The 19,727-nt window shown below is 34.4% G+C and carries 20 protein-coding genes and 4 pseudogenes; 16 read left to right on the top strand and 8 right to left on the bottom strand.

Going from position 1 to position 19,727, the window contains the following annotated elements:
• From PQ474_RS22180 to PQ474_RS22170, 3 pseudogenes are all read left to right on the top strand, one after another.
• Nucleotides 1–575 (top strand): annotated as a pseudogene (locus tag PQ474_RS22180) (collagen-like protein); the annotation flags it as partial.
• A 299-nt stretch (nt 576–874) separates the two neighbouring features.
• Nucleotides 875–1,000, top strand: a pseudogene (locus tag PQ474_RS22175) (tyrosine-type recombinase/integrase); the annotation flags it as partial.
• 99 nt (nt 1,001–1,099) lie between these two features.
• A pseudogene (locus tag PQ474_RS22170) lies at nt 1,100–1,449 on the top strand (DUF3900 domain-containing protein); the annotation flags it as partial.
• Between the two features lie 294 nt (nt 1,450–1,743).
• On the opposite strand, the gene PQ474_RS22165 reads toward PQ474_RS22170, so the two are convergent.
• On the bottom strand, nt 1,744–2,301 hold the full coding sequence (locus PQ474_RS22165; RefSeq protein WP_273847779.1) for a CBO0543 family protein: 558 nt from the start codon (nt 2,299–2,301) through the stop codon (nt 1,744–1,746).
• A gap of 270 nt (nt 2,302–2,571) precedes the next feature.
• On the opposite strand from PQ474_RS22165, the gene PQ474_RS22160 reads away from it, so the two are divergent.
• Nucleotides 2,572–2,808, top strand: a complete 237-nt coding sequence (locus PQ474_RS22160; RefSeq protein ID WP_273847778.1) for a hypothetical protein — start codon at nt 2,572–2,574, stop codon at nt 2,806–2,808.
• Nucleotides 2,809–2,956: 148 nt separating this feature from the next.
• On the opposite strand, the gene PQ474_RS22155 is transcribed toward PQ474_RS22160, so the two are convergent.
• A complete protein-coding gene (locus tag PQ474_RS22155) occupies nt 2,957–4,495 on the bottom strand; it encodes a vanadium-dependent haloperoxidase (RefSeq protein ID WP_273847777.1) in 1,539 nt (512 codons plus the stop codon).
• Nucleotides 4,496–4,793: 298 nt separating this feature from the next.
• Between PQ474_RS22155 and PQ474_RS22150 the strand changes: the two genes are divergently transcribed.
• Entirely contained in the window at nt 4,794–5,138 is a 345-nt protein-coding gene (locus PQ474_RS22150) for a DUF1360 domain-containing protein (RefSeq protein WP_273847776.1), read from the top strand.
• 130 nt (nt 5,139–5,268) lie between these two features.
• On the top strand, nt 5,269–5,418 hold the full coding sequence (locus tag PQ474_RS22145; protein ID WP_273847775.1) for a hypothetical protein: 150 nt from the start codon (nt 5,269–5,271) through the stop codon (nt 5,416–5,418).
• A 433-nt stretch (nt 5,419–5,851) separates the two neighbouring features.
• On the opposite strand, the gene PQ474_RS22140 is transcribed toward PQ474_RS22145, so the two are convergent.
• From PQ474_RS22140 to PQ474_RS22125, 4 genes are all read right to left on the bottom strand, one after another.
• Entirely contained in the window at nt 5,852–7,117 is a 1,266-nt protein-coding gene (locus tag PQ474_RS22140) for a coiled-coil domain-containing protein (protein WP_273847774.1), read from the bottom strand.
• Between the two features lie 132 nt (nt 7,118–7,249).
• Nucleotides 7,250–7,558 carry a hypothetical protein gene (locus tag PQ474_RS22135; RefSeq protein WP_273847773.1) on the bottom strand — a complete coding sequence of 103 codons (309 nt, stop codon included), beginning with the start codon at nt 7,556–7,558 and terminating at the stop codon, nt 7,250–7,252.
• A gap of 16 nt (nt 7,559–7,574) precedes the next feature.
• Complete coding sequence (locus tag PQ474_RS22130; protein WP_273847772.1) at nt 7,575–8,126, bottom strand: hypothetical protein; 552 nt, start codon at nt 8,124–8,126, stop codon at nt 7,575–7,577.
• Nucleotides 8,127–8,190: 64 nt separating this feature from the next.
• Nucleotides 8,191–8,835 carry a BMQ_0737 family morphogenetic spore coat protein gene (locus PQ474_RS22125; RefSeq protein ID WP_273847771.1) on the bottom strand — a complete coding sequence of 215 codons (645 nt, stop codon included), beginning with the start codon at nt 8,833–8,835 and terminating at the stop codon, nt 8,191–8,193.
• A gap of 434 nt (nt 8,836–9,269) precedes the next feature.
• On the opposite strand from PQ474_RS22125, the gene PQ474_RS22120 reads away from it, so the two are divergent.
• From PQ474_RS22120 to PQ474_RS22085, 8 genes are all read left to right on the top strand, one after another.
• A complete protein-coding gene (locus PQ474_RS22120; RefSeq protein WP_273847770.1) occupies nt 9,270–10,307 on the top strand; it encodes a hypothetical protein in 1,038 nt (345 codons plus the stop codon).
• 64 nt (nt 10,308–10,371) lie between these two features.
• The gene (locus PQ474_RS22115) at nt 10,372–10,788 is read left to right on the top strand and encodes a M67 family metallopeptidase (protein WP_273847769.1); all 417 of its coding nucleotides are present in this window, start codon (nt 10,372–10,374) and stop codon (nt 10,786–10,788) included.
• A gap of 58 nt (nt 10,789–10,846) precedes the next feature.
• Nucleotides 10,847–10,987, top strand: a complete 141-nt coding sequence (locus tag PQ474_RS22110; RefSeq protein WP_273847768.1) for a hypothetical protein — start codon at nt 10,847–10,849, stop codon at nt 10,985–10,987.
• Between the two features lie 510 nt (nt 10,988–11,497).
• Entirely contained in the window at nt 11,498–12,235 is a 738-nt protein-coding gene (locus PQ474_RS22105; RefSeq protein ID WP_273847767.1) for a sugar phosphate nucleotidyltransferase, read from the top strand.
• A complete protein-coding gene (gene rfbB / locus PQ474_RS22100) occupies nt 12,232–13,218 on the top strand; it encodes a dTDP-glucose 4,6-dehydratase (protein ID WP_273847766.1) in 987 nt (328 codons plus the stop codon). The genes PQ474_RS22105 and rfbB overlap by 4 nt, the downstream gene beginning before the upstream one ends.
• Nucleotides 13,215–14,063, top strand: coding sequence for a dTDP-4-dehydrorhamnose reductase (gene rfbD / locus PQ474_RS22095; RefSeq protein ID WP_273847765.1), 849 nt, complete (start codon nt 13,215–13,217; stop codon nt 14,061–14,063). The genes rfbB and rfbD overlap by 4 nt, the downstream gene beginning before the upstream one ends.
• Nucleotides 14,056–14,511 (top strand): dTDP-4-dehydrorhamnose 3,5-epimerase family protein, encoded by a 456-nt coding sequence (locus PQ474_RS22090; RefSeq protein ID WP_273847764.1) that lies wholly within the window; start codon nt 14,056–14,058, stop codon nt 14,509–14,511. The genes rfbD and PQ474_RS22090 overlap by 8 nt, the downstream gene beginning before the upstream one ends.
• Before the next feature lie 42 nt (nt 14,512–14,553).
• Nucleotides 14,554–15,840 (top strand): glycosyltransferase family 2 protein, encoded by a 1,287-nt coding sequence (locus tag PQ474_RS22085; protein WP_273847763.1) that lies wholly within the window; start codon nt 14,554–14,556, stop codon nt 15,838–15,840.
• 151 nt (nt 15,841–15,991) lie between these two features.
• Here the strand turns inward: PQ474_RS22085 and PQ474_RS22080 are convergent, their stop codons facing one another.
• Nucleotides 15,992–16,687: a glycosyltransferase family 2 protein gene (locus tag PQ474_RS22080; RefSeq protein ID WP_273847762.1), complete on the bottom strand. Its 696-nt coding sequence runs from the start codon at nt 16,685–16,687 to the stop codon at nt 15,992–15,994.
• A 325-nt stretch (nt 16,688–17,012) separates the two neighbouring features.
• Between PQ474_RS22080 and PQ474_RS22075 the strand changes: the two genes are divergently transcribed.
• Both PQ474_RS22075 and PQ474_RS22070 read left to right on the top strand, forming a co-directional pair.
• Entirely contained in the window at nt 17,013–18,149 is a 1,137-nt protein-coding gene (locus PQ474_RS22075; RefSeq protein ID WP_273847761.1) for a glycosyltransferase family 61 protein, read from the top strand.
• 167 nt (nt 18,150–18,316) lie between these two features.
• Nucleotides 18,317–18,487: pseudogene (locus PQ474_RS22070) on the top strand (transposase domain-containing protein); the annotation flags it as partial.
• 159 nt (nt 18,488–18,646) lie between these two features.
• On the opposite strand, the gene PQ474_RS22065 reads toward PQ474_RS22070, so the two are convergent.
• The gene (locus PQ474_RS22065; RefSeq protein WP_273847760.1) at nt 18,647–19,378 is read right to left on the bottom strand and encodes a sulfotransferase family 2 domain-containing protein; all 732 of its coding nucleotides are present in this window, start codon (nt 19,376–19,378) and stop codon (nt 18,647–18,649) included.
• Nucleotides 19,379–19,727: the final 349 nt, after the last annotated feature.

Here is a 19,727-nt window from a genome sequence, read left to right as displayed (position 1 = left end):
CCGGTCCAGAGGGCCCAGCCGGAGCAACCGGTCCAGAGGGCCCAGCCGGAGCAACCGGTCCAGAGGGCCCAGCCGGACCAGCCGGTCCAGAGGGCCCAGCCGGAGCAACTGGTCCAGAGGGCCCAGCCGGACCAGCCGGTCCGGCAGGAGGAGTATTAGCCTTTGCAGATTTTTATGCATTGATGCCTCCTGATAATGCAGCAACAGTTGCTCCCGGTACAGACGTAAGTTTTCCGCAAGACGGACCTATTAGTGGGACTGATATAACCCGTACTGGTCCCAGTACATTTAACTTGTCTGAAATTGGCACTTATCAGGTCTTGTTTCAGGTGAGTGTGAGCGAAGCGGGCCAACTGATTTTAACTCTCGATGGAGCTGACCTAGACTATACGGTGGTTGGGCGAGCAACCGGTACTTCTCAGATAGTAGGAATGGCTCTTGTGACAACGACAAGCATCAATTCAATACTCACTGTACGTAATCCTGCTGGCAATGCCGCAGCACTAACCATCACTCCTCTCGCTGGAGGCACAAGGCCTGTTTCAGCACACCTTGTTATCACGCGACTCCAATAGAGTGGGAAAATAGAATGGTCTATACCAAACTATGCGGTAGGCTGGTCTGCTAGGTAGCTTTCGAGCCTCCTAACAACTCATTACTGAGTATAAGAAATCATGCCTTAGGTTTCCGCCGGTTGGGCCAATCGGTCATTTGTAGGCAACAAGTTGTAATATTTTGTCATAAAAAAACTGCACCTCGATTGTTAATCGGTGTCTAACAATCGAGGTGCAGTTCAAATGATATTGACTCTTTTAATAGTTAACTCAAATGTTTCGTTTGTTCTCCTTTAATAATATGGTGAGCTCACCATTAACGACATACTCATGCAACAATTTTGATTCAGCAAAATGTGAACGTGAAACTAATATCCGAACGGTTAGGTCATGTAGAAATTGGAACGACACTTGATACGTATAGTCACGTCCTACCAAACATGTAGAAAATCGTATCAGATGAATTGGATAAAATCATTCAAATGTGAACAATTAAGTGACTGCAAGAAGGCAGGGAGTGTTAAGCCCTGATATACAAGGGCTAATCAATCCAATACCCATACATACCGGAAGAAGGAATGGTGGAGGAGTGGGAGTTAAAAATTCATCAGTCTTCCCATGCGCGTTACTTTGAAGATTTCCTAAAATTTGTTGAGTACCACCAATCAGTACCAGAGATTGTCAAAACTCAAGTTGTTCAAATGGCTCAACAGCATATTGCTGAAACGTATCAAGATTTGAAAGTCCAGAACGTCAGCAAGAAAAAGAATATATTGAAGCTTGGTCAAATACTCCTGTACGAGAAATCCAGGAGAAGTGGACAACAGAGCAAGTTGTGGAAGCATCAACCCCTATTATTGAGCATCAGCCGGAGATTCCGTTGAAGCTGAAATTAGATACCGGTCCTCCTTGACTTAAAAACAAAATAAAAATAAGAAGCCATAGCATAGGGCTACTCCATTATTTCTTTCTAATCTTTATAAAAAGAAACATTTGTCCAATCTAAATTCACTGTTTTCCATACCATGGAGGTAATGTTATTTTAATAGAATGGTGGATCAGACCCAGGAGCTCAAAGTATGCATTTCAATGGAGAAAAATTGGTATTTAGATATCGACAGGTGAAGAAAGAGGAAATACACAAAAAGAGCACCCAATGTGCTCTTTTATGTATTTTCAATGATCTCTGTTATGATGACCAGTAATAACTAAAATGTTGTTTTCGAGTGAACCAATAGCCCATTAAAAAGAATAAAAAATAAATAGGAAATGAGAAAAAACTATTCCAGTGGAGCGCTTTGTATAAACCTATGTATTTAAATAATGGTTCACCAATCAACGCTGCGAGTACTGCGAAAATGAATCCTTTAATATAAGGTGATGAATTAGGCTTATATTCAATAAATATCATGAATATAACCGGCATTAGAGTCCAATCCCAAGGCTCATAGGCTGGTATCCATGGAATGATCTCATAGTAATAAATCCATAAACCTAATTGTACTCCTAAAAAATCAAAAAACGACGATATAAGCATAATAGTAAAACCGGCATAAAGTAAACGATCTCTACTTTCTTTCTTGCTGAAACAAAGCCATATGATCCAAGGAATAACACTTAGTGTGATACCCAGCCACCACAGCGGGGTGAAAATAACATGTTCAAGCCATATTTTTATCATTTCAGTCTGAGTTTCAGCAGCTAACTTATACAATTCATTTGTTTTCTCTATATATTGTTGATTCATACATGAATAATTTCCCCTTTACTTTTTTTACTATTTTTCCAAATGATCTTCCGAATATTCTTCTTTCTTCCTTAGAGAAAGGATCCAAAGATAAACTATTATCCTTCCTTTCATTAAATCAATTTAAAAAATTTGTTACTCCGTATAAGTGAAAAATAAGGAAAATCTATTTATCAAAAGCCCTTATTTATAGAAAAAACTGATTGATAGGGGATAAGCCAAGTCATTAAAATAAGACAAACATAATCTAGTAATAGGGAGGTGGTTAACATGTTAAGTAAAAAAGAAAAATTAAGTATGATCTTAGAGGCATTTGGTAATTTACCAATTCCTGGAGTTTACCAAGCCGAAGAACAAGCGGCAGGCAGCTGCTCGAATTTTTGTAGCAATGTCTGCCGTACACTGTATCCGCTGCAGTTTAATCAATGTTTTAACGACTGCATGGCCTGTCAGCAAAGTACAATCTTTGAAACGGACGAGTCTTTACTAGATGAAGATGAAAGATAATAAAATCAAAAAAAGTTCGAAGCCATTACGGCTTCGAACTTTTTGAATGAAACATATATTTTAAATCTTTACATCGATTCTTTCATTTTTAAAATAGATTTTTTAGGAATCTCTTTTTAAAAAAACATAATTTATGAAACATATTAGTCTACTTAATGGCTACGACCTTACCATCAAACGTTTTTAGCGTAAATCCTTTAAACTTTTCATTATATGTTTTTCTGAAATCACGGAGGACACTAATTGCAACTGCTTCTCCAAGCTTTAAACCCTCGTTTCCGTCAGAGCGCCAATGTACACCGGCCATATCTCGGCCTAAAGCAATATTTGAAGCTAATTTATTTAATTCGTTTCCTATTGTTAATTTTGAGTTTGAATACGGAACTAACGAAAGTCCATCATCGCTTGCAGTGACTGGATTAGGAATAATGAAAGATTCATTAAAAAAGGCTTTAAGAATGGTAACACCGGATCCGGCTATACAAGCGTGGCCTGCAGGATAAGCAGGGTGAGTCGGGCAGCCTTCCGGGTAAGACATCGGGAGCAGATATGTTCCAAATTGTTTGAACACTTTAGAAAGACCCTGAGAGTCAAGAAGCTCAGAGTGAATAGGGTAATTTGCGGCTCCAGTTGCATGATTATGAACTCTACCCCCGAATTCTTCTGGGCGAAGCCTGCGATGGACTAAGAATTTTTGATACCAGGCAGCTTGTAACGCGACACGTGAAACTTTCGCTACCAAATCTAAAACATGCGCTGCTCCAAACGTCACAAAGCCTCCTTGACTAGAGGATGCTAAATAAGGGATGTTTGGACTTAATGCATCTCTCCCAAAATCATTTAGGATTAAGCAAGCAGAAAGCGGTCCCTGGTAGGTAAAGTCATAATGAACATACTCTCCTAAATCACGGCCGTTACGAATATAGCGAGCTGTTGAATCTAAAAGTGGAGCGGAAGATTTTAAACCATTTTGGATGTTCAACCATTCACCATAGGAGGTCATGTGGTCAGCACCCGCTTTAGTCGTGCGATAACGTTGTGAAATGGTGGTTGCACCAAACGGAATATCTTTCCACAAGAATTGGGAAATATAGGGACCCTCAAGATCACCAGGAGTTTCACCGCGAAACAAAGTACCGGTTGTAACAACTTCATTAACTTTTGGTCCACGAAAATCAGAAAAGGATGACAGTTCTTTTGCAGCTTCAATGGTGAGAGGGTTACGATCGTATTCATTAAAGTGAACGTCACGAGCTAATGCTCTCCAGTACAGTTCAGCCATTTCGCCTGCTTGCCAGGCACTATTAAAGGCGGGCGGCGCAGGCAGAACCGTTTGGTGACAGTCGGATCCAATGAGATCATAGACAAAAGCCGCCTGCGGGTTGGCCAGCTTGACATCTCCTCCAAGAGGGATCGCTTCAAAATGATCGGGAACTCCTGTCTTTAATGCTTTAATAAAAGTTTTATAGGCTTGAAGATTAACTTCACCAACCGTATTATGCGGCAAACCCTTAGAAAAACTCGCGATTTTATTCGAAAAAAAGCGTTCGTCGCCATTACATGTATGATTGACAAGGGGAAGTTTCGTGTAAGCTTGTGCCCTTCTTTTACGAAGGTCATATGCTTTTTTTCTCCGCTTTTCTGTACTCAGCGGTCCGAGAGCACTTTTTTTATTGTTATTACCCATGTTATCAACCCATTTCGCAAGTTATTAAAAACTCTCGTAAAAAATATCCTCTTATTTATATGCTCTAATCATCGGAGTGAGACCAAAGGTGGAAAGTTCCTTAAACGACTCTTAAAAGCCGAGAATCATTTAATGTCATTACAGTCTGAGTGATGAAATTTCAGGGTTTAATCAGAAGCCAGCTTAATGTAAGGTTCTAAAATAAAACATTCATCGTATCATAAATTACGAGCGTTTCTATATACAAAATATCAGTAGGATATGAGGGATTTCTAATAGCTGAAAGGAAGGTATGTACATGCTTGAGCTTAATTGGATTAACTTGGTAGTCTTAATACTAGCTTCTTATAGACTAACTCGTTTAATTGTGTTTGATGAAATTACGTCCTTTATTCGTAAACCATTTATTACGGTCACTTATGAAGAAAATGAAGCAGGACAGCTAGTCGAAAGTATTGAGTTTAAAGGAAAGGGTTTACGGTATTGGATAGGAGTTCTGCTAAGTTGTCATTGGTGTGTAGGGATTTGGTCTGCCTTTTGTATGGTTATCATTTATCAATTTATTCCTGCCCTTCATCTTATTTTAGTTGTTCTCGCTGTTGCTGGTGCAGCCGCCTTTCTTCAATCGCGAACAGAGTATTAGCAACAATCGCATAAGGGAGAAAGTGGTTAAAAATGTATTTTTTTTTAATGTCTAAACAAACGAAGCATACATTGAATATGATATCGAGAAGGATGTGTTAATTATAATCAACAAGATAGGGGGAGATTAATTGAAAGAACATCAACCTATTATCGTTAATAGGCCTGTAAAAAAGGCATCTAAAGCAAGTAAAGTGTTGCCAGGCAACCAAACGGTTACGAATTCTCAATTAGGTCAAAAAGTAAAAAGAGGAGGCTGCTGTTTACGCGGCAAGGTATAAAGTATACTTGTCATTTGAGAAGAAATTATGGCTAGAGGTGGACCTTGATTCAATGGATATTAGGCAAATAAGAATTTAGGTCTATTCCCTTCTAGCACGATGTTTTGCTAGTATTCTATTTTAAAAAATGGGACAAGAGAGTGAGGATCCTAATTGTATTCTTTAAACGAGGTAGTTATAGTTTAAAAGAAACGTATGTATAATTTAAAAAAGGTAATGCATGAAGGTACGGGATAACGTCTGAAGACATAGCTATAGGAGACTATGAACTGAAAAGCATTGGATTAGAGGGAAGTATGGATGATGCGCGGGCATTGATTACATGCAAAAGGTTGATTAAGAAATCAACCTTGATAACATGTAATGCATACCCGCCTCTTTATGGAAAGCTATATTAATTAAACAAAATCATTAAAATTCCTAAGAGTACATTTTATGTGGTCCATTCTGTATCATCTTGGTTTGAAATCAATTCTTCAGTTTGAGTGTTGTTTTGTATTTCTTCAATCTCCTGAGTTAATTCATTTAATTTGTTCTCAAGTTCATGAATGATAATAAATTTAGAATCTAACTGTTCTTCATATTCAAAGGATTGATCTAAAAGCTCTTTAAATTGATACTCCAGTTGTTTTAGAATATCCAGTTCGTTAATAGTAGTTATATCATCCGCTTGCTGACCTTCACTAGAGAGGTTTGAAGGATGATTAAAATGTGAATCATTAAATTTTATATACATTTCATTTAAATGATGTTGCGAATTTTGCATTTCTTGTTTTAACAAATCATGTGCTTCTTGAAGCGAAGAATAATCTTCACTAGCTTTCTGTAAAGCTGTTATTTGCTCAGTTAATTGTTTATTATGATTTTTATTTTCTAAAAGCTCTTCCTTAAGTTGACTAGTCATCGTTTTTAAATCACTGTTTTCTTGATTCAAAGCTGAAATATCCTTTTCATATTGTTGATGATTTTTTAAAGCATTTTCTAATTTTACATGAGTTTCTTGCAGTTTGATCTCTGTTTCGTTCGTGTCAATTTTTTGTGAGTCCTCCATTTGTATGATTTTAGTTTTTAAATGGTTGATTTCTTCCTGTAAATCATGATTATGCTTCTTGAAATTAGATTTATCTTTGTTAGAATCATGAAGTTCATTTTGCAGGCTTTGAATTTTCTGGGTGAATTTTACATGTTTTTGCTCCTCAGACTTTCGTTCATCATTTAGCTTTTGAAGATTAGAAGTTAATGCTTCATTATTCTCTTTTAAACCATTTATGGTTTGTTCGAGCTTCGCAATCTTATGTTGGTTAATTTCCTTCTCTTTGGCTAAAGCAGCATCAATCTTTAATCCTAAATCTTTTTCATAAGTTTCTTTTTCTTTTTTTAGCCTTTCAATCTCTTCTTGTTTTTGAGAAAGTCTAGAATGGAAAGAGCTTTCTTGCTCGGTGAAGGTTACAACTTGATTTTTAAATTCCTCAAGGCTATTTTCAAACTCTTCACTAGCAGCTTTTAACTGTAAGGATATTGCCTTTTTTTCCTCCATTAATTGAAGATTTTCTTCTTTTAGCTTCTTTAACTGGGAGTAGTGATAATCATTCTCATAGTCTTTAACTTTCGCTTGATACTTTGCGAGTTCGGCTTTAAAATAAATAATTTTTTGTTGAAGTTGAATCGTATCGTTCATCTTAACATTAGTTGAATACAAAATAGTAACCTCCCGTGAATTCATTGTATTTCAATACAAACCTAAGCTGGAATGTACAATATTTATATGATGAATAGTTTGATAGGTTACATGTCTAAATGGTTATTTTCTTATTTTGAGTGAGAAAGATAGCTACGTTTTTTCTTTTAGTTGACTTATAATATCTTCAAAACTTTTTTTGTTGTTATGGAGTACAGAATTTATTTCTTCAACAATCTCCTCAGGAATTAGATTATTATTATTGCTTGCTGTTTCATTAGTCTTCTTAGTATTCATTTGCATTAATAAGTAAACAAGCAATATGTTTATAGTGTTGCTTTCTAAATAAATAAAACTTCTATTCTTATCTTCTTTATTTCCTTTTAACTGTTCAAGCTGCTCACTCAAAAAGTGATGGGTTAATTGCTTAAACAACAGTTCTTGTTGTTCTTTATTATTCAAATTAAAACACCTCACTTTATGTTCCATTTACGTAAATTTGATTGACTGCAGGAATCCCTTCCTGAAATTCATCACAATAGGTAAATCCCATTATGCTGCCTGAGTAGGATTCATTTGGAAGCCATTTCACTTGGAAGTTTGGAAACGAAAGGATCTGGGACGGAACAACTGATTGCTCCTTAAATGGTCTGAGCCAAAATTCTTGTTTATCCGATTGTTCATTTAATCGTTCCCAAGCATCTGGTTTTTTCATTGTAAGATTTGTTTTTTTGTTTAAATACTTTCCTGTAAAGCTAAATGGAGAATCAGGAGAAAGTTTTATACAAATATATGGATTAGTAAGTAATTTATTCCCTAAGTTATGAATATGATAAGTACCAATAATCAAGCTTTCCTTATCTTTGTCGTGCGAGATATTAAAAGAATATGAAAAATAGCTGATTACATTTAGTTTCTGTTTTTCTTTCATATTTGAAACTAAGTCCTTTATTTCAGATAAGTAAGAAGTTGTTTCATTGTTTAGTTGTGTAATCTTTTGCTTGAGTTCAGCATAATGATTTTTATTCATTGATTTCACCTCTTAAAAAATAAAATGAGAGGAGTTATTCTCCTCTCATTATCTGTATGCTTTTTTATAGATCATCATCACTGTTATTTGGGAAAAGTACTGGGCATTGTGGCGGCATTGCAGGTGTAGGGCACACCGGTATGAAATCTAAGATATCTCTAGGCTGACAGAAATCTGCAACTAACTCAAGAGTAACTGGAAATGTTGATTGGATGCTTTGACATAAACGGACAGTAATACCTAGTTCCATAACGGCTCCTGGCGTAACATCTTCACAATTAAACAAACATACAAAACAATCAACATCAGTATAATCCACTGTAACCGTTGTGCCTTCAGGTGCACATAAAACGACTTGTTCACAACGTGTGAATGGGAATGTGCCAGCTTCGACTGTTTGACCTGTTGTTGTGACTACAAAAACGGTAACCTCAAATGTTTTTTGGATCGTCACTGTTTGAAGTGTGATTTGAGTGCCATTTATGACAAATTCTCGATCTACACGGTTTAGAATTTCAGAATCACCAGGTTCAACCTCACATGTAACTGAATCAATATCATCACACAATAATTGTACGCCATTAACAACTGGCAAATCGACATCATCCAAGGTTAAATCAAATGTTGCCTCATTAATAATCCAATCGTATACTTTCTCCGTATTAATACAAAGGAGCTCTTGGCCCCCCTTTAAATTTTTCGCTTGCATATTGCAAAACACCTCCGAATAAGATTAATTTCTTTTCACTTGTAGCATATGATATTTAATAAAGATGGTTACATGTTTAGTAGATTATTTTAAAAACCTGTCGTTCGCCTAACAATCGGACGTATGCACTTCCTTCATTCAATAAGGATACAAATCAAATGTTAAGAAATGTCTTTTATGGAATAACAATCACACTATACGGTAAGTAGGACGGATAAATTTTAAGAGAGGAATCTCTACAACCATAATGAGGATACTTCTTTAGAAAAGTTTGAAAGCTTATAAGCAACAAGAAGTTACTGATGTAGGCCAATAATACATCGAGAGAAAAAAACAACAAACGATAGAAATGTTTCTTTTGTCTTAATTCAAGCTTGTTCATTTGTCACGTATAACATGTTAAAAAATATTATGCTTTAGAAGGGTGATGAGTAATGGAACAGTATAAGTTCAACAACACTCAAGATATCGAAACATTAAGACAAAAATTAGGAATTTATAAACAAACCTTAGAAGGATTAAAAGCTGGGAACTTAATTGAAGACTATTTTCTAACTAAACATGAGTGTTATGAAATAAAAAAACAAGTTTCTAATTTAGAAGGAGAAATTAATAAGATGAAGGAAAATCAAGACATGCAAATAAATAGGTATACAAAGGTTGAAAATATTTCTGAACAGATTGAAACTGTTACTGATTCAATTCGGCTCTTAAAACAAGATGTTGCTTTATTAATGGGGAAAGTGAACAACTCAAATTTTAATGACCTTCTTAATAAAATAGATAAATTGATTGACATTCAATATACCTCAATCTCTTCAATACAAGAAGGGAACATGGAAATAAAGGGTCTTAAGGAAGAAATTACTCAATTGAAAAAGCAAGGTGAAACTGAAAAACAATCTATAACTACTAATCCAGCCCAAAAACCTCAACCGTCAAATTACAGGCAACTACAAAACATCCTACAATCTTCAAAGAATATTCAAGCTTATTCAGATGAGGAAAAAGGGAATATGCCAATGCGTCAAGATTATAGTCAAAGGTCAAAACCGTTAAAACAACACTTTCAGCAAGGAATCCCCACTGAAGGTAGGAAAGTAAAAAGGACTCCATTAAATAGAAATGGCCCTCAACAGCACCAAGATTTACAAAAGATGAATACTTCAATAAACAAAACGAAAAAAAATGTTAACAGACCTTCATTTTCGTTTAATGAACAAAACCATAAATCGGCACCAAAATCTGTGTTTAAAGCAGAGGTACAAAATAATTCTCAACTGAAACGTGACCTAAATACTTCAAGTCTAAACAAAAGTAGTACACCTTTTGAAACGGAAAAACAGACAAATGAAGAAATCCTAAAAGTTGAATCTGAAAAAAAGAGTGTTTATCCTGAGATACAGCAGAAAAGGAATGGAAAATCAGGTGGGAATATGGGTGATACACCTTCTAAACCACCTTTAGAATAGGAGTGAGCAATTAAAGGTATTGAAACACCATCACTTTGATTATTCGTTCAAAGGAGTATGGGCTATGGAAATTGATAAGATAATCATTCCGAGTAGTTGTTATAATGAAATAGTTGAACATGGTAAGTCTAACCTTCCTTATGAAGTATGTGGGTTGCTTTCGGGTAACAATAATAAAGTTCAGTCAGTTTGGAAATTGAAAAATGAAATCAAGTCAGATAGACGTTTTTTTGTTGGGAAGAAGATAATTGAGGAAACTTTACTTCAAATGGCTAAGCATAAAGAGAAGGTAATAGCTATATATCATTCTCATCCAACTACAGCAGCTATACCCTCAAGTTATGATATTGCTAATCACTTAAATCTTGATGTGATCATGATTATTATTTCATATAAAACAAACAATCCAAAAGTAAAGTGTTACCGTGTCCAAACTGGAACGTATAAAACATTTCCTTTTTCAATAGAACCAACATCTTAGTCTAACCTTTTTTAGGAAAGTGCATAGAATGAAATTATAAAAAAAGGAGATGTTGGCTATGAAGAAAAAAAGAGAAATTAAGCAAAGAAATTTTATTAAACCTGTAAAAGCAAATAAGAATCCTATTGTTATAGAAACAACTTCTAAAAAAAGGAGAGTAGTTAAAAAAGGAGGATGCTGTGGTCGTCGTACTAGTTAAGTTCAATGAACTATGGCTGGAAAACTTCACGTAAAGATAATTAGAAGAGTTCTTATACAAAATTATTACCAAGAACCTATATTGTATTTCTTTAGAAGTATCAAGATTAATTGAGTTATCTTGATACTTCTGTTTATGCATGCTCATTCTAAATAAGGGTATGGAATTGTACCCTAAATATACTTATCTATGAGTTCCTTGACCCTTACAATTTGATTTATTTATAAGATAATACCAGTTGGGTTCAGCCACTTTTATCAACGCCTCAAAAAGTTCACTCTATACCTTATGATGCGGTTTAGATATAGAATACCTCAGGGGTGTACTAAAAAGCAGTTCACGGAATATTGTTAGAAAATGGTAGGTTCTTTGCTAGACCTATATTTAAACGATATCCAAATCCGAAGGGAACTCTATAAGATGGAACGGTTGAATACATATTTGCATATAAAAAGGAGAGGTTGCGGAATAGGGATAGATATTAGACGATGGAAGAAGGTGCTCAGAATAATGAAAGGAGTTATTTTAGCGGGAGGGACAGGAAGCAGGTTATCACCGCTAACAAGAATTATTAATAAACATTTTCTACCGGTTGGGCCATATCCGATGATTTTCTGGCCAATTATAAAATTAAAAGAAGCTGGTATTAAACAGATATTAATTGTTACAAATCGAGAAAGTTTATCTTCGTTTGTTCAACTTTTAGGTGAAGGTGAAGAACTAGGTGTTCACCTTCAATATAAGGTTCAACAAAATGCTAGTGGAATTGCAGATGGAATATCATTAGCAAAAAATTTTGTAGGAGAAGATAAGTTCATCGTTCTTTTAGGAGACAATATTTTTGAAGCGGCATTAATCCCGTATATTCAATCGTTTAAACAACAAACAAATGGAGCCAAAGTTTTGCTTAAAGAAGTAAGGGACCCCAATCGATATGGCATTGCTGAAATCAATAATAAAAAGCAAATCATTACCTCGATTCAAGAAAAACCAAAAAAACCATTAACTAATTTTTGTGTTGTCGGTATTTATATGTACGATCAATACGCATTTCAATATATTGAGCGTATATCACCGTCAGAACGAGGGGAATTAGAAGTGACGGATCTTAATAATGTGTATATAAAACAACAACAGTTGTCATATGAAATATTAAATGGATGGTGGATTGACGCTGGTACCCACGAATCATTGTATGAAGCAAATTCCCTTATATACCAAAAGGAGAGAAAGGGGCATGATATATGAGTTTGGATCTCCTTATTACCGGTGGAGCAGGCTTTATCGGTTCCAATTTTATCCGTTATCTATTGAAACATACGACTAATCGTATTACTAATATTGACGCCTTAACATATGCAGGAAATCCAGATAATATAAAAAATTTTACAACAAGTGAAAATTACCGTTTTTTTAAGATTGATATTTCACAAACAGAAGAACTAAATCAAGTTTTTGATCGGTCATATGACGTAATTATTCACTTTGCTGCAGAGTCACATGTGGATCGAAGCATTAAGAATGCAAAAGCTTTTATAGAAACTAATATCAATGGTACGCATGCTTTACTTGGAAAGGTTCTTGAAGGAAAAGTGCGAAAGATGGTTCAAATTTCTACAGATGAAGTGTACGGATCTCTTAAAAAAATGGATGCAGCTTTTACTGAATACCATTGCCTTTCCCCAAACAATCCGTACTCAGCAAGTAAAGCTGGTGCCGATTTACTTGTTCGTTCCTTTTTTCAGACCTATAAGCTCCCCATAATTATTACACGTTGTTCAAATAATTATGGACCATATCAACATCCAGAAAAATTCATTCCAAAAATCATTTATCATGCTTTAACTAATAAAAAAATACCATTATACGGTGATGGATTAAACATTCGTGATTGGTTGCATGTAGAAGACCATTGTAGAGCTATTTACATGGTCGTGAAGCACGGGCAGGCTGGAGAAGTTTATAATATTGGCGGTAACAATGAAATGACAAACATAGATGTCATTCGTACGATCTTACATGATTTAGGGAAAGGGGAAAATCTAATTTCGTATGTTCCCGATCGAAAGGGGCATGATCGTCGTTATGCAATAGATTCAACAAAAATAAAAAAAGAGCTTGGTTGGCAACCAGCTACTTCATTTAGTGAAGGCATGAAGCAGACAATTGACTGGTATATCAAAAACGAAAAGTGGATTGAGTCTGCTCTACGCAGGAGTGATCTCTTATGAAGTGCTTAATTACCGGTGGGAACGGACAGCTTGGAAGAGCATTATTTGAAACAATGAAAACATCCAATGAAGTAATACTATTACCGAAAGAAAAGCTTGATATTACAAATGAACAAACAGTAGAAAATGTCTTTAAAAGATATTGTCCTGAATTTGTCTTTCATACAGCTGCGTATACAGCGGTTGATCAATGTGAAAAAGATCAAGTAAAAGCATTTCAAGTTAATTCAATAGGAGCATTAAATATTGCAAAAGTATGTAAAAAAATTGGATCAACAATGATTTATATCAGCTCTGACTATGTGTTTGACGGTAAGAACACGATTCCTTATTTAGAGACAGACATTCCAAATCCTCAAAGTATTTATGGAACTAGTAAATGGCTTGGAGAGGAGCTTGTGTTAAAAACTATCTCAGAAAGTTATATTGTGAGAACTTCGTGGTTATACGGTCATGGTGGTAAGAACTTTGTAAATACAATGGCGAGATTTGCTGTATCTCAAAAAGAAGTCAAAGTCGTATCTGATCAAATTGGTTCACCGACTTATGTGAATGACTTAGTAAATGTGCTTTTACAGCTAATCGACAAACCATATGGAATCTATCATGTTAGTAATGATGGCCAATGTAGCTGGTATCAGTTTGCCAAAGTTATTTATGAATATGTTGGAACAGACCCCAATCTAGTGCAACCAATAACAACAAAGGAATACGGTGCAGCTGCAAAAAGACCAGCATTTTCTTTGTTGAATCTAAATAAATTAGAATCCAATGATGTATTAAAACCACGCAATTGGAAGGCTGCATTAGAAGAGTATTTTGTGAAGGAGAGATTACATGATTGAAGGAGTAAAAGTGAAACAAATAACGAAGCACTGTGATGATCGTGGTTTTTTTGCAGAGCTTGTACGTGAAGATGAAAATATATTAGAGAGATTCGGTCAAGCTTCAATGTCAATGAGTTATCCTGGTGTTATTAAGGCTTTTCATTATCATGAAAAACAAGACGATTTATGGTTTTTTCCTTCAGGGAATGCACAAGTAGTACTTTACGATTTAAGAGAGGATTCGAAAACAAAGGGAGAGACGGATGTATATTATATGGGCGAAGAAAACCAGATTCTTTTATTAATTCCAAAAGGAGTTGCGCATGGTTATCGAGTTCTTGGTGAACAGCCTGCTACCATTATTTATTTTACAACGCAATCATATAAAGCTGCCGATCCAGATGAGAAAAGGTTAGCATGGGATGATCCAGTGATAGGGTTTGATTGGAAGACGAAAAAGAGATAGAGGTGTAAATAACAGTCTCAAACTCGAAAAGAAGGTGTTTACATGAACCCAAAAGTTTCAGTTATTCTAACTAGCTACAATAAACCACAGACAGTAGGGAAAGCGATCGATAGCGTTTTAAGGCAAACGATGCAAGAATGGGAATTATTTATTATGGATGATGCTTCTAATGAGGAAACAGCTAAGGTTATAAATAAGTATTTAAATGATAAACGAATTCACTACTGTAATAGTTACGTTGATGATCAAGATCGCTATAAAAAAACAAGGTATGCTGCATTAATCAATCAAGCAATTCCGCTAACAACAGGGAAATATCTTTCGTATCTGACAGATGATACAGAATATTTACCGACTAGATTAAAAGAAATGACTAACTTTTTAGATAGATATTCTAATATAGATATTGTCTACTCAGGCCAAATGATTCAGCATGTAGATAATGAGTTGAAATTAGTATCTATGAAAACAAGAAAAACAAAAGGTGTATTAAAAAGGGCTGCAAACCGTGTTGACCATTGTTCTGTGTTGCATTCAAGAACCATTGCGGAAAAAGTTTTTCGAAAGTATAGAAGTTATTGGGATGATAATCCTAAGTACTGGCATAATGGTGATGCAGCTTTTTGGTCACGGTTAAACGAGTTTGAACCTTTTTATCCTATTCATAAAGTATTAGATATTAGTTATAAAACACCTTCTTCTTTTCAAAAGTTAAATGCTTTTTTACCCCCAAAAATACCAGATGGAATCTTAGTAAAAGGTTTAGGATCAGAGGTTTATTTAATAGATCAACAGAAACGAAGACAAATTAAAGATGAAATGTTTGATCGGCTAAAATATAATCATCAAAAAATTGTTGCTGTACCAGATCCAGTTCTATTTAAGTATCCTTGTGGTGATCCTATTGATGAATCTATTTTTAGAAACCAGACTATCCCTAATCAAAGGCTCATAAAAGCAGAGGAACGTGCAGACCTTTTTTATTTACAAGGCAATCAAAAACGAAAAATATTGGATCAAAAAGCCATAAGGCGGTTTCATTTTAAGCTTGAAGAGTTAGTACATGTAAATCAGGAAGACATAGAAAATATAGCAGATGGACCACACATCCATTCGACCTTTTCTCCCAAATTTATTTTGCCTGACGGTGTTATTTATTTGGAGGGTTCAGATTATTTTTTAAGCTATAAAAATATTCTCCATCTCATTCACATTCAGGTACTAAAAAAATTACAGTTTTCAGAGGCTGAGTTTGTACGGATGACTAAAGAAGAGCGACTACTCTTTGAGGAAGGAGAATCTCTGTTATTTGAGATATTTAGAAAATGAATAAACGAAATGGGTTGTCTCCATTTCGTTTATTCTGTATATTTCAGGGTTTTAGCAATTGGGAAAGGAGACTATTTTTGAATGATTAATCGCCATGGTATCAGCTGTAATAGTTTTTCAGTTTCCCCAACTAATCGGAGGGTGTGTTATTCTATTCAGCATCTTTTTCCTCCCACGGCTTTTTATTCCGTCTCATTTTTGCTTGAATCCCTTTTGAGTGTATTCTATGTTCATCCGTAATAAAATTCAAAGGGTGAAAGTACCAAAACTTTACCAATTTTCTGAAGAACATAGCGTCTGCATTTCTCCAAAAAGATGGATCATCGTCCCAAACTTTCACTTGATTAAGACAACTTCGACGATGCATAAAAGAATTATGATCGACCCGAGACATTGGGTGTTTAGTTACCCCAACAAGAGGACGTAGACGTTTTCTTCTAATTTTACCATTTTGGATATGAACGACACATTGTCTACCGTATAAAACATAAATATGAGGGTTTCTTTCAAATATTTTCACCATTTTTTCGAACCTTTGTGGATAATAGATATCATCATCAGTCAAATACGTAACGAGATCACCGCTTATATGTGATAATGCAAGATTGATACATGTTGAATAGCGAACTGTCTTATGTCTATCCTTATCCTTAACATTTGATTCAATGAGCTTTAATCTTGAGTCTTTGTTAATAAGCTTTTTAAGAACTCGTTTCGTTAATTCATTAGAATTATCATCGACAATGATCAATTCCCAATTTGAATAAGTCTGTCTTTGTACACTTGCAATCGCCTCGCGCACCCCTTTTGGCCGATTATAGCTTGTGAGAATACAGCTTACTTTCAATCTAATATCACCTCTATTTCTTTAGCCACTTTTTTGATAAAAACATATTAATCAATTTAGAATATGATATGTCTGCTTATGGAACAAGGTTTGTGTTCCTAGTTATTTTTTCTGATAAATATTAGAAATATGATTAAAAGTGTTATAGCCCTTATTTATAGTATCAGGATAATGTCTAAGTTTTGTTAAATGTATTAAAAGTCTAATCTGAGAGGGGCTGAATATATTTAAGTACAGTCATTTAAAGTTGTGTTCTTATTCAAGTTAGAGAACTTCTATATGTACAGTAAAATATCTCAGGTTTAATTTATTAAAGGGGGGTATTATGAATATAAGTAAACAATTGAAATTAATTAATTATCAAGATATATGCGAAGTGAAAGATTTTAAACAATATGAGAAAGGAATATTACCAAAAAATCGTTTTAATATTGTTCAAAAGCCCGAAAAAACAAAAATAATTAACCCTATAATTCCTTCTCAGCAAGCTGTTCTAGAACAACAGATACCTCAAGATTGTACAAGTAAACAATTTTACCTTGCAAGTATAAAAGACGCATTATGTTTAAAGAATCAGACGATCGTTTACAAAAATCAATTCCTTTTACCGGATAGCTTTAGGCATTACGATCCCTATTCCTTTCATTTGTTCCTCAAATATAATCAAGCTACTAACCGGTTTTGTTTGAAAGAAAACCCGACAAAAGTTATTTGGCAAACGGGGGATATTATTTTTTTAAGTGGGGAAATTTCAGGAGCCTATGGTCATTTTCTATTAGAAGTAGTTTCGAGATTATGGATCACCCAATTTATTGATATTAGCAAATATAAATTTATTATGAATCCAAATGATACCAAACAATGGCAATTAGACATTTTAAAGGCAATCGGAATTAGACCAAACCAGATTATTCGTTTACATTATCCGGTTCGATGCGAACGACTTCATATTCCTGTTCAAGCCTTTGTTTTAAGAAAGTATACATCTACTCTTGCTAATGCTACTTGGGGAAAAATAGGTGATTATTACGATGAGGGAGTTGGTCCGAAAAAAATTTATGTTTCAAGATCTAAACTAAACAACAATAGACGGTGTTTAGTAAATGAACAAGAAGTTGAAAAGCTTTTTTCTTCTTATGGATTTACAATTATTCACCCACAGGAACTAAGTGTCAGTAAACAAATAAATATCTTTAGAAATGCCAACATTGTTGCTGGCTCTTCAGGATCGGCTATGTATAACTGCATATTTCAAAACAAACCAACAAAAAAACTAATCCTTACCCCCCGCCAATTTTTCAAAAAAAATGATATCCTAATTAACAGCCATAACAAAGGGCAATTAAATTATTTCATCGGTAAAACAATTGATACGAATATTCCTGCAAATCGCGCGGATTGGTTGGTAAATCTAGCTCAGCTCAAGAAATATTTAACTGAATATTTAAAAGGTGTACTATAGAGAAGGGAAATCTTTTAATATGAGGTATTTTTATTTTTATCAAAGTAAGCGTCAAATATTCCCCACCTTCTGACAAATGTCAAGCTTATGAGAAAATCTCCTTAAGATTAGAAACAGAAGGTTTTGCGATGACACATTCAGAGCGAAGAAACATGGTGACCATGAGCTACAGTATTGTGGAAACCGCCAAGGAAAATGGGTTAAATTCATTTAAGTATCTAATGTATCTTTTTGAGGAACTCCCTAATATCAACACAACAGACGGTAACGCACTAGACAAGCTACTCTCTTGGTCAGAGAGTCTTCCAAATCAGTGCCGCGTTATGAAAGATAACTAAATAATAAGGTAATCCCCATCTGAGTAACAGGTAGGGATTACTTGACTCTTACTTATCAAAGGAAATTATTGGATCAAATAGGGGAAAACTTTCTCTTTTCCTCCACTGATTAAAAAAGCACGAGAGTAATTAAAAAGACAAAATAATAATTATTGTATTTTATTGGTTGTTTGATTTAGAGAGGAAAGTATTTAACTCTTGTTTAGACTGTTGATCTAAATTAATAAGCTTTTGTTCTAAGAGTCTTTTGGCAAAAAGATATAATTCTATATCTAATTTATTTTGTTTCTCTAACTCAGTCAATGTAGTTTTTGAGATTTGATTTAATGAAGGTCTTGCTTTTGTAACATTTTCCTTTTCATAAGAGGTATTTTGCCATCCGAATTTATTCTTCATTAAAAAAAGAGACTCATTAAACATTTCTGTTATTCCTACTATAGAAAAATATTTTTGGATATTTTTTTTTGCAATTTCGAGATGTTGTCTTGTCAAAGGCCCCCTTGCTCCTGAAATATACCTAGTTTGTACATTCATAGATTCTGGCCTTCTCAAATATTGTTCTAAACTCAATTTCATTACTTCTTGATGTAATCTATGTCGCGTGCCTCTTCGAATAAAATAATATTCGGAAATTACTCGATCGATTGGGTTACGAAGCATTGTAATGTACGTACATGGCTTCGATAAATATTTATGGATCCCAAATGGGAAATGACCTTGAATGCAAGATACATTTTTTTTAGAAAGGGATCTAAGTCTTTCTTTTCTTTTCGATTCATCTAAATATACATTATACGACGAGTTATGATAGTTATTAGTTATTATTTTTCTTAATGTTGTCCCTGCCGTTTTAGGTGTATGAAGATGTATTAAAATTTTATTTCTCTGCACTATAATCACTTACCCTTCATTTAATTCTTATAAGTTAATAATAGTTATTTTTTAATATATGAAAAAGTGTAAATAAAGTTAATCAATGAATCTTAAATATGCGTATGTACGCCAAAAAAACTTTCCCTTTAATCTTTATACTCAGGAGATATGACTTAACATATATATTTGCAAATCAGCATATGTATATAGCGTTATAAAAAATTTAATTGAGTGGTTAAGGTGATAGATATGAAAAGAACTCTAATTGAATCAATTTCATAAAGCCTAATTCATGAATCGTACAAGAATCCAATTTTACATTTAACATTTTTAAAATTGGATTTAAGCCACGTGATTCAGCTCCTTG

This window comes from Halalkalibacter alkalisediminis, from assembly GCF_028610705.1.
GTDB lineage: Bacteria > Bacillota > Bacilli > Bacillales > Bacillaceae_D > Halalkalibacter > Halalkalibacter alkalisediminis.
This window is presented reverse-complemented; position numbering and strand designations above follow the sequence as displayed.

Coding starts and splice junctions, on each gene's coding strand:
- PQ474_RS22105 (WP_273847767.1), top strand. CDS start 11,498: ATGAAAGGAGTTATTTTAGCGGGAGGGACAGGAAGCAGGTTATCACCG.
- PQ474_RS22120 (WP_273847770.1), top strand. CDS start 9,270: ATGGAACAGTATAAGTTCAACAACACTCAAGATATCGAAACATTAAGA.
- PQ474_RS22075 (WP_273847761.1), top strand. CDS start 17,013: ATGAATATAAGTAAACAATTGAAATTAATTAATTATCAAGATATATGC.
- rfbB (WP_273847766.1), top strand. CDS start 12,232: ATGAGTTTGGATCTCCTTATTACCGGTGGAGCAGGCTTTATCGGTTCC.
- PQ474_RS22155 (WP_273847777.1), bottom strand. CDS start 4,495: ATGGGTAATAACAATAAAAAAAGTGCTCTCGGACCGCTGAGTACAGAA.
- PQ474_RS22150 (WP_273847776.1), top strand. CDS start 4,794: ATGCTTGAGCTTAATTGGATTAACTTGGTAGTCTTAATACTAGCTTCT.
- PQ474_RS22110 (WP_273847768.1), top strand. CDS start 10,847: ATGAAGAAAAAAAGAGAAATTAAGCAAAGAAATTTTATTAAACCTGTA.
- PQ474_RS22130 (WP_273847772.1), bottom strand. CDS start 8,126: ATGAATAAAAATCATTATGCTGAACTCAAGCAAAAGATTACACAACTA.
- PQ474_RS22165 (WP_273847779.1), bottom strand. CDS start 2,301: ATGAATCAACAATATATAGAGAAAACAAATGAATTGTATAAGTTAGCT.
- PQ474_RS22090 (WP_273847764.1), top strand. CDS start 14,056: ATGATTGAAGGAGTAAAAGTGAAACAAATAACGAAGCACTGTGATGAT.
- PQ474_RS22085 (WP_273847763.1), top strand. CDS start 14,554: ATGAACCCAAAAGTTTCAGTTATTCTAACTAGCTACAATAAACCACAG.
- PQ474_RS22115 (WP_273847769.1), top strand. CDS start 10,372: ATGGAAATTGATAAGATAATCATTCCGAGTAGTTGTTATAATGAAATA.
- PQ474_RS22160 (WP_273847778.1), top strand. CDS start 2,572: ATGTTAAGTAAAAAAGAAAAATTAAGTATGATCTTAGAGGCATTTGGT.
- PQ474_RS22125 (WP_273847771.1), bottom strand. CDS start 8,835: ATGCAAGCGAAAAATTTAAAGGGGGGCCAAGAGCTCCTTTGTATTAAT.
- rfbD (WP_273847765.1), top strand. CDS start 13,215: ATGAAGTGCTTAATTACCGGTGGGAACGGACAGCTTGGAAGAGCATTA.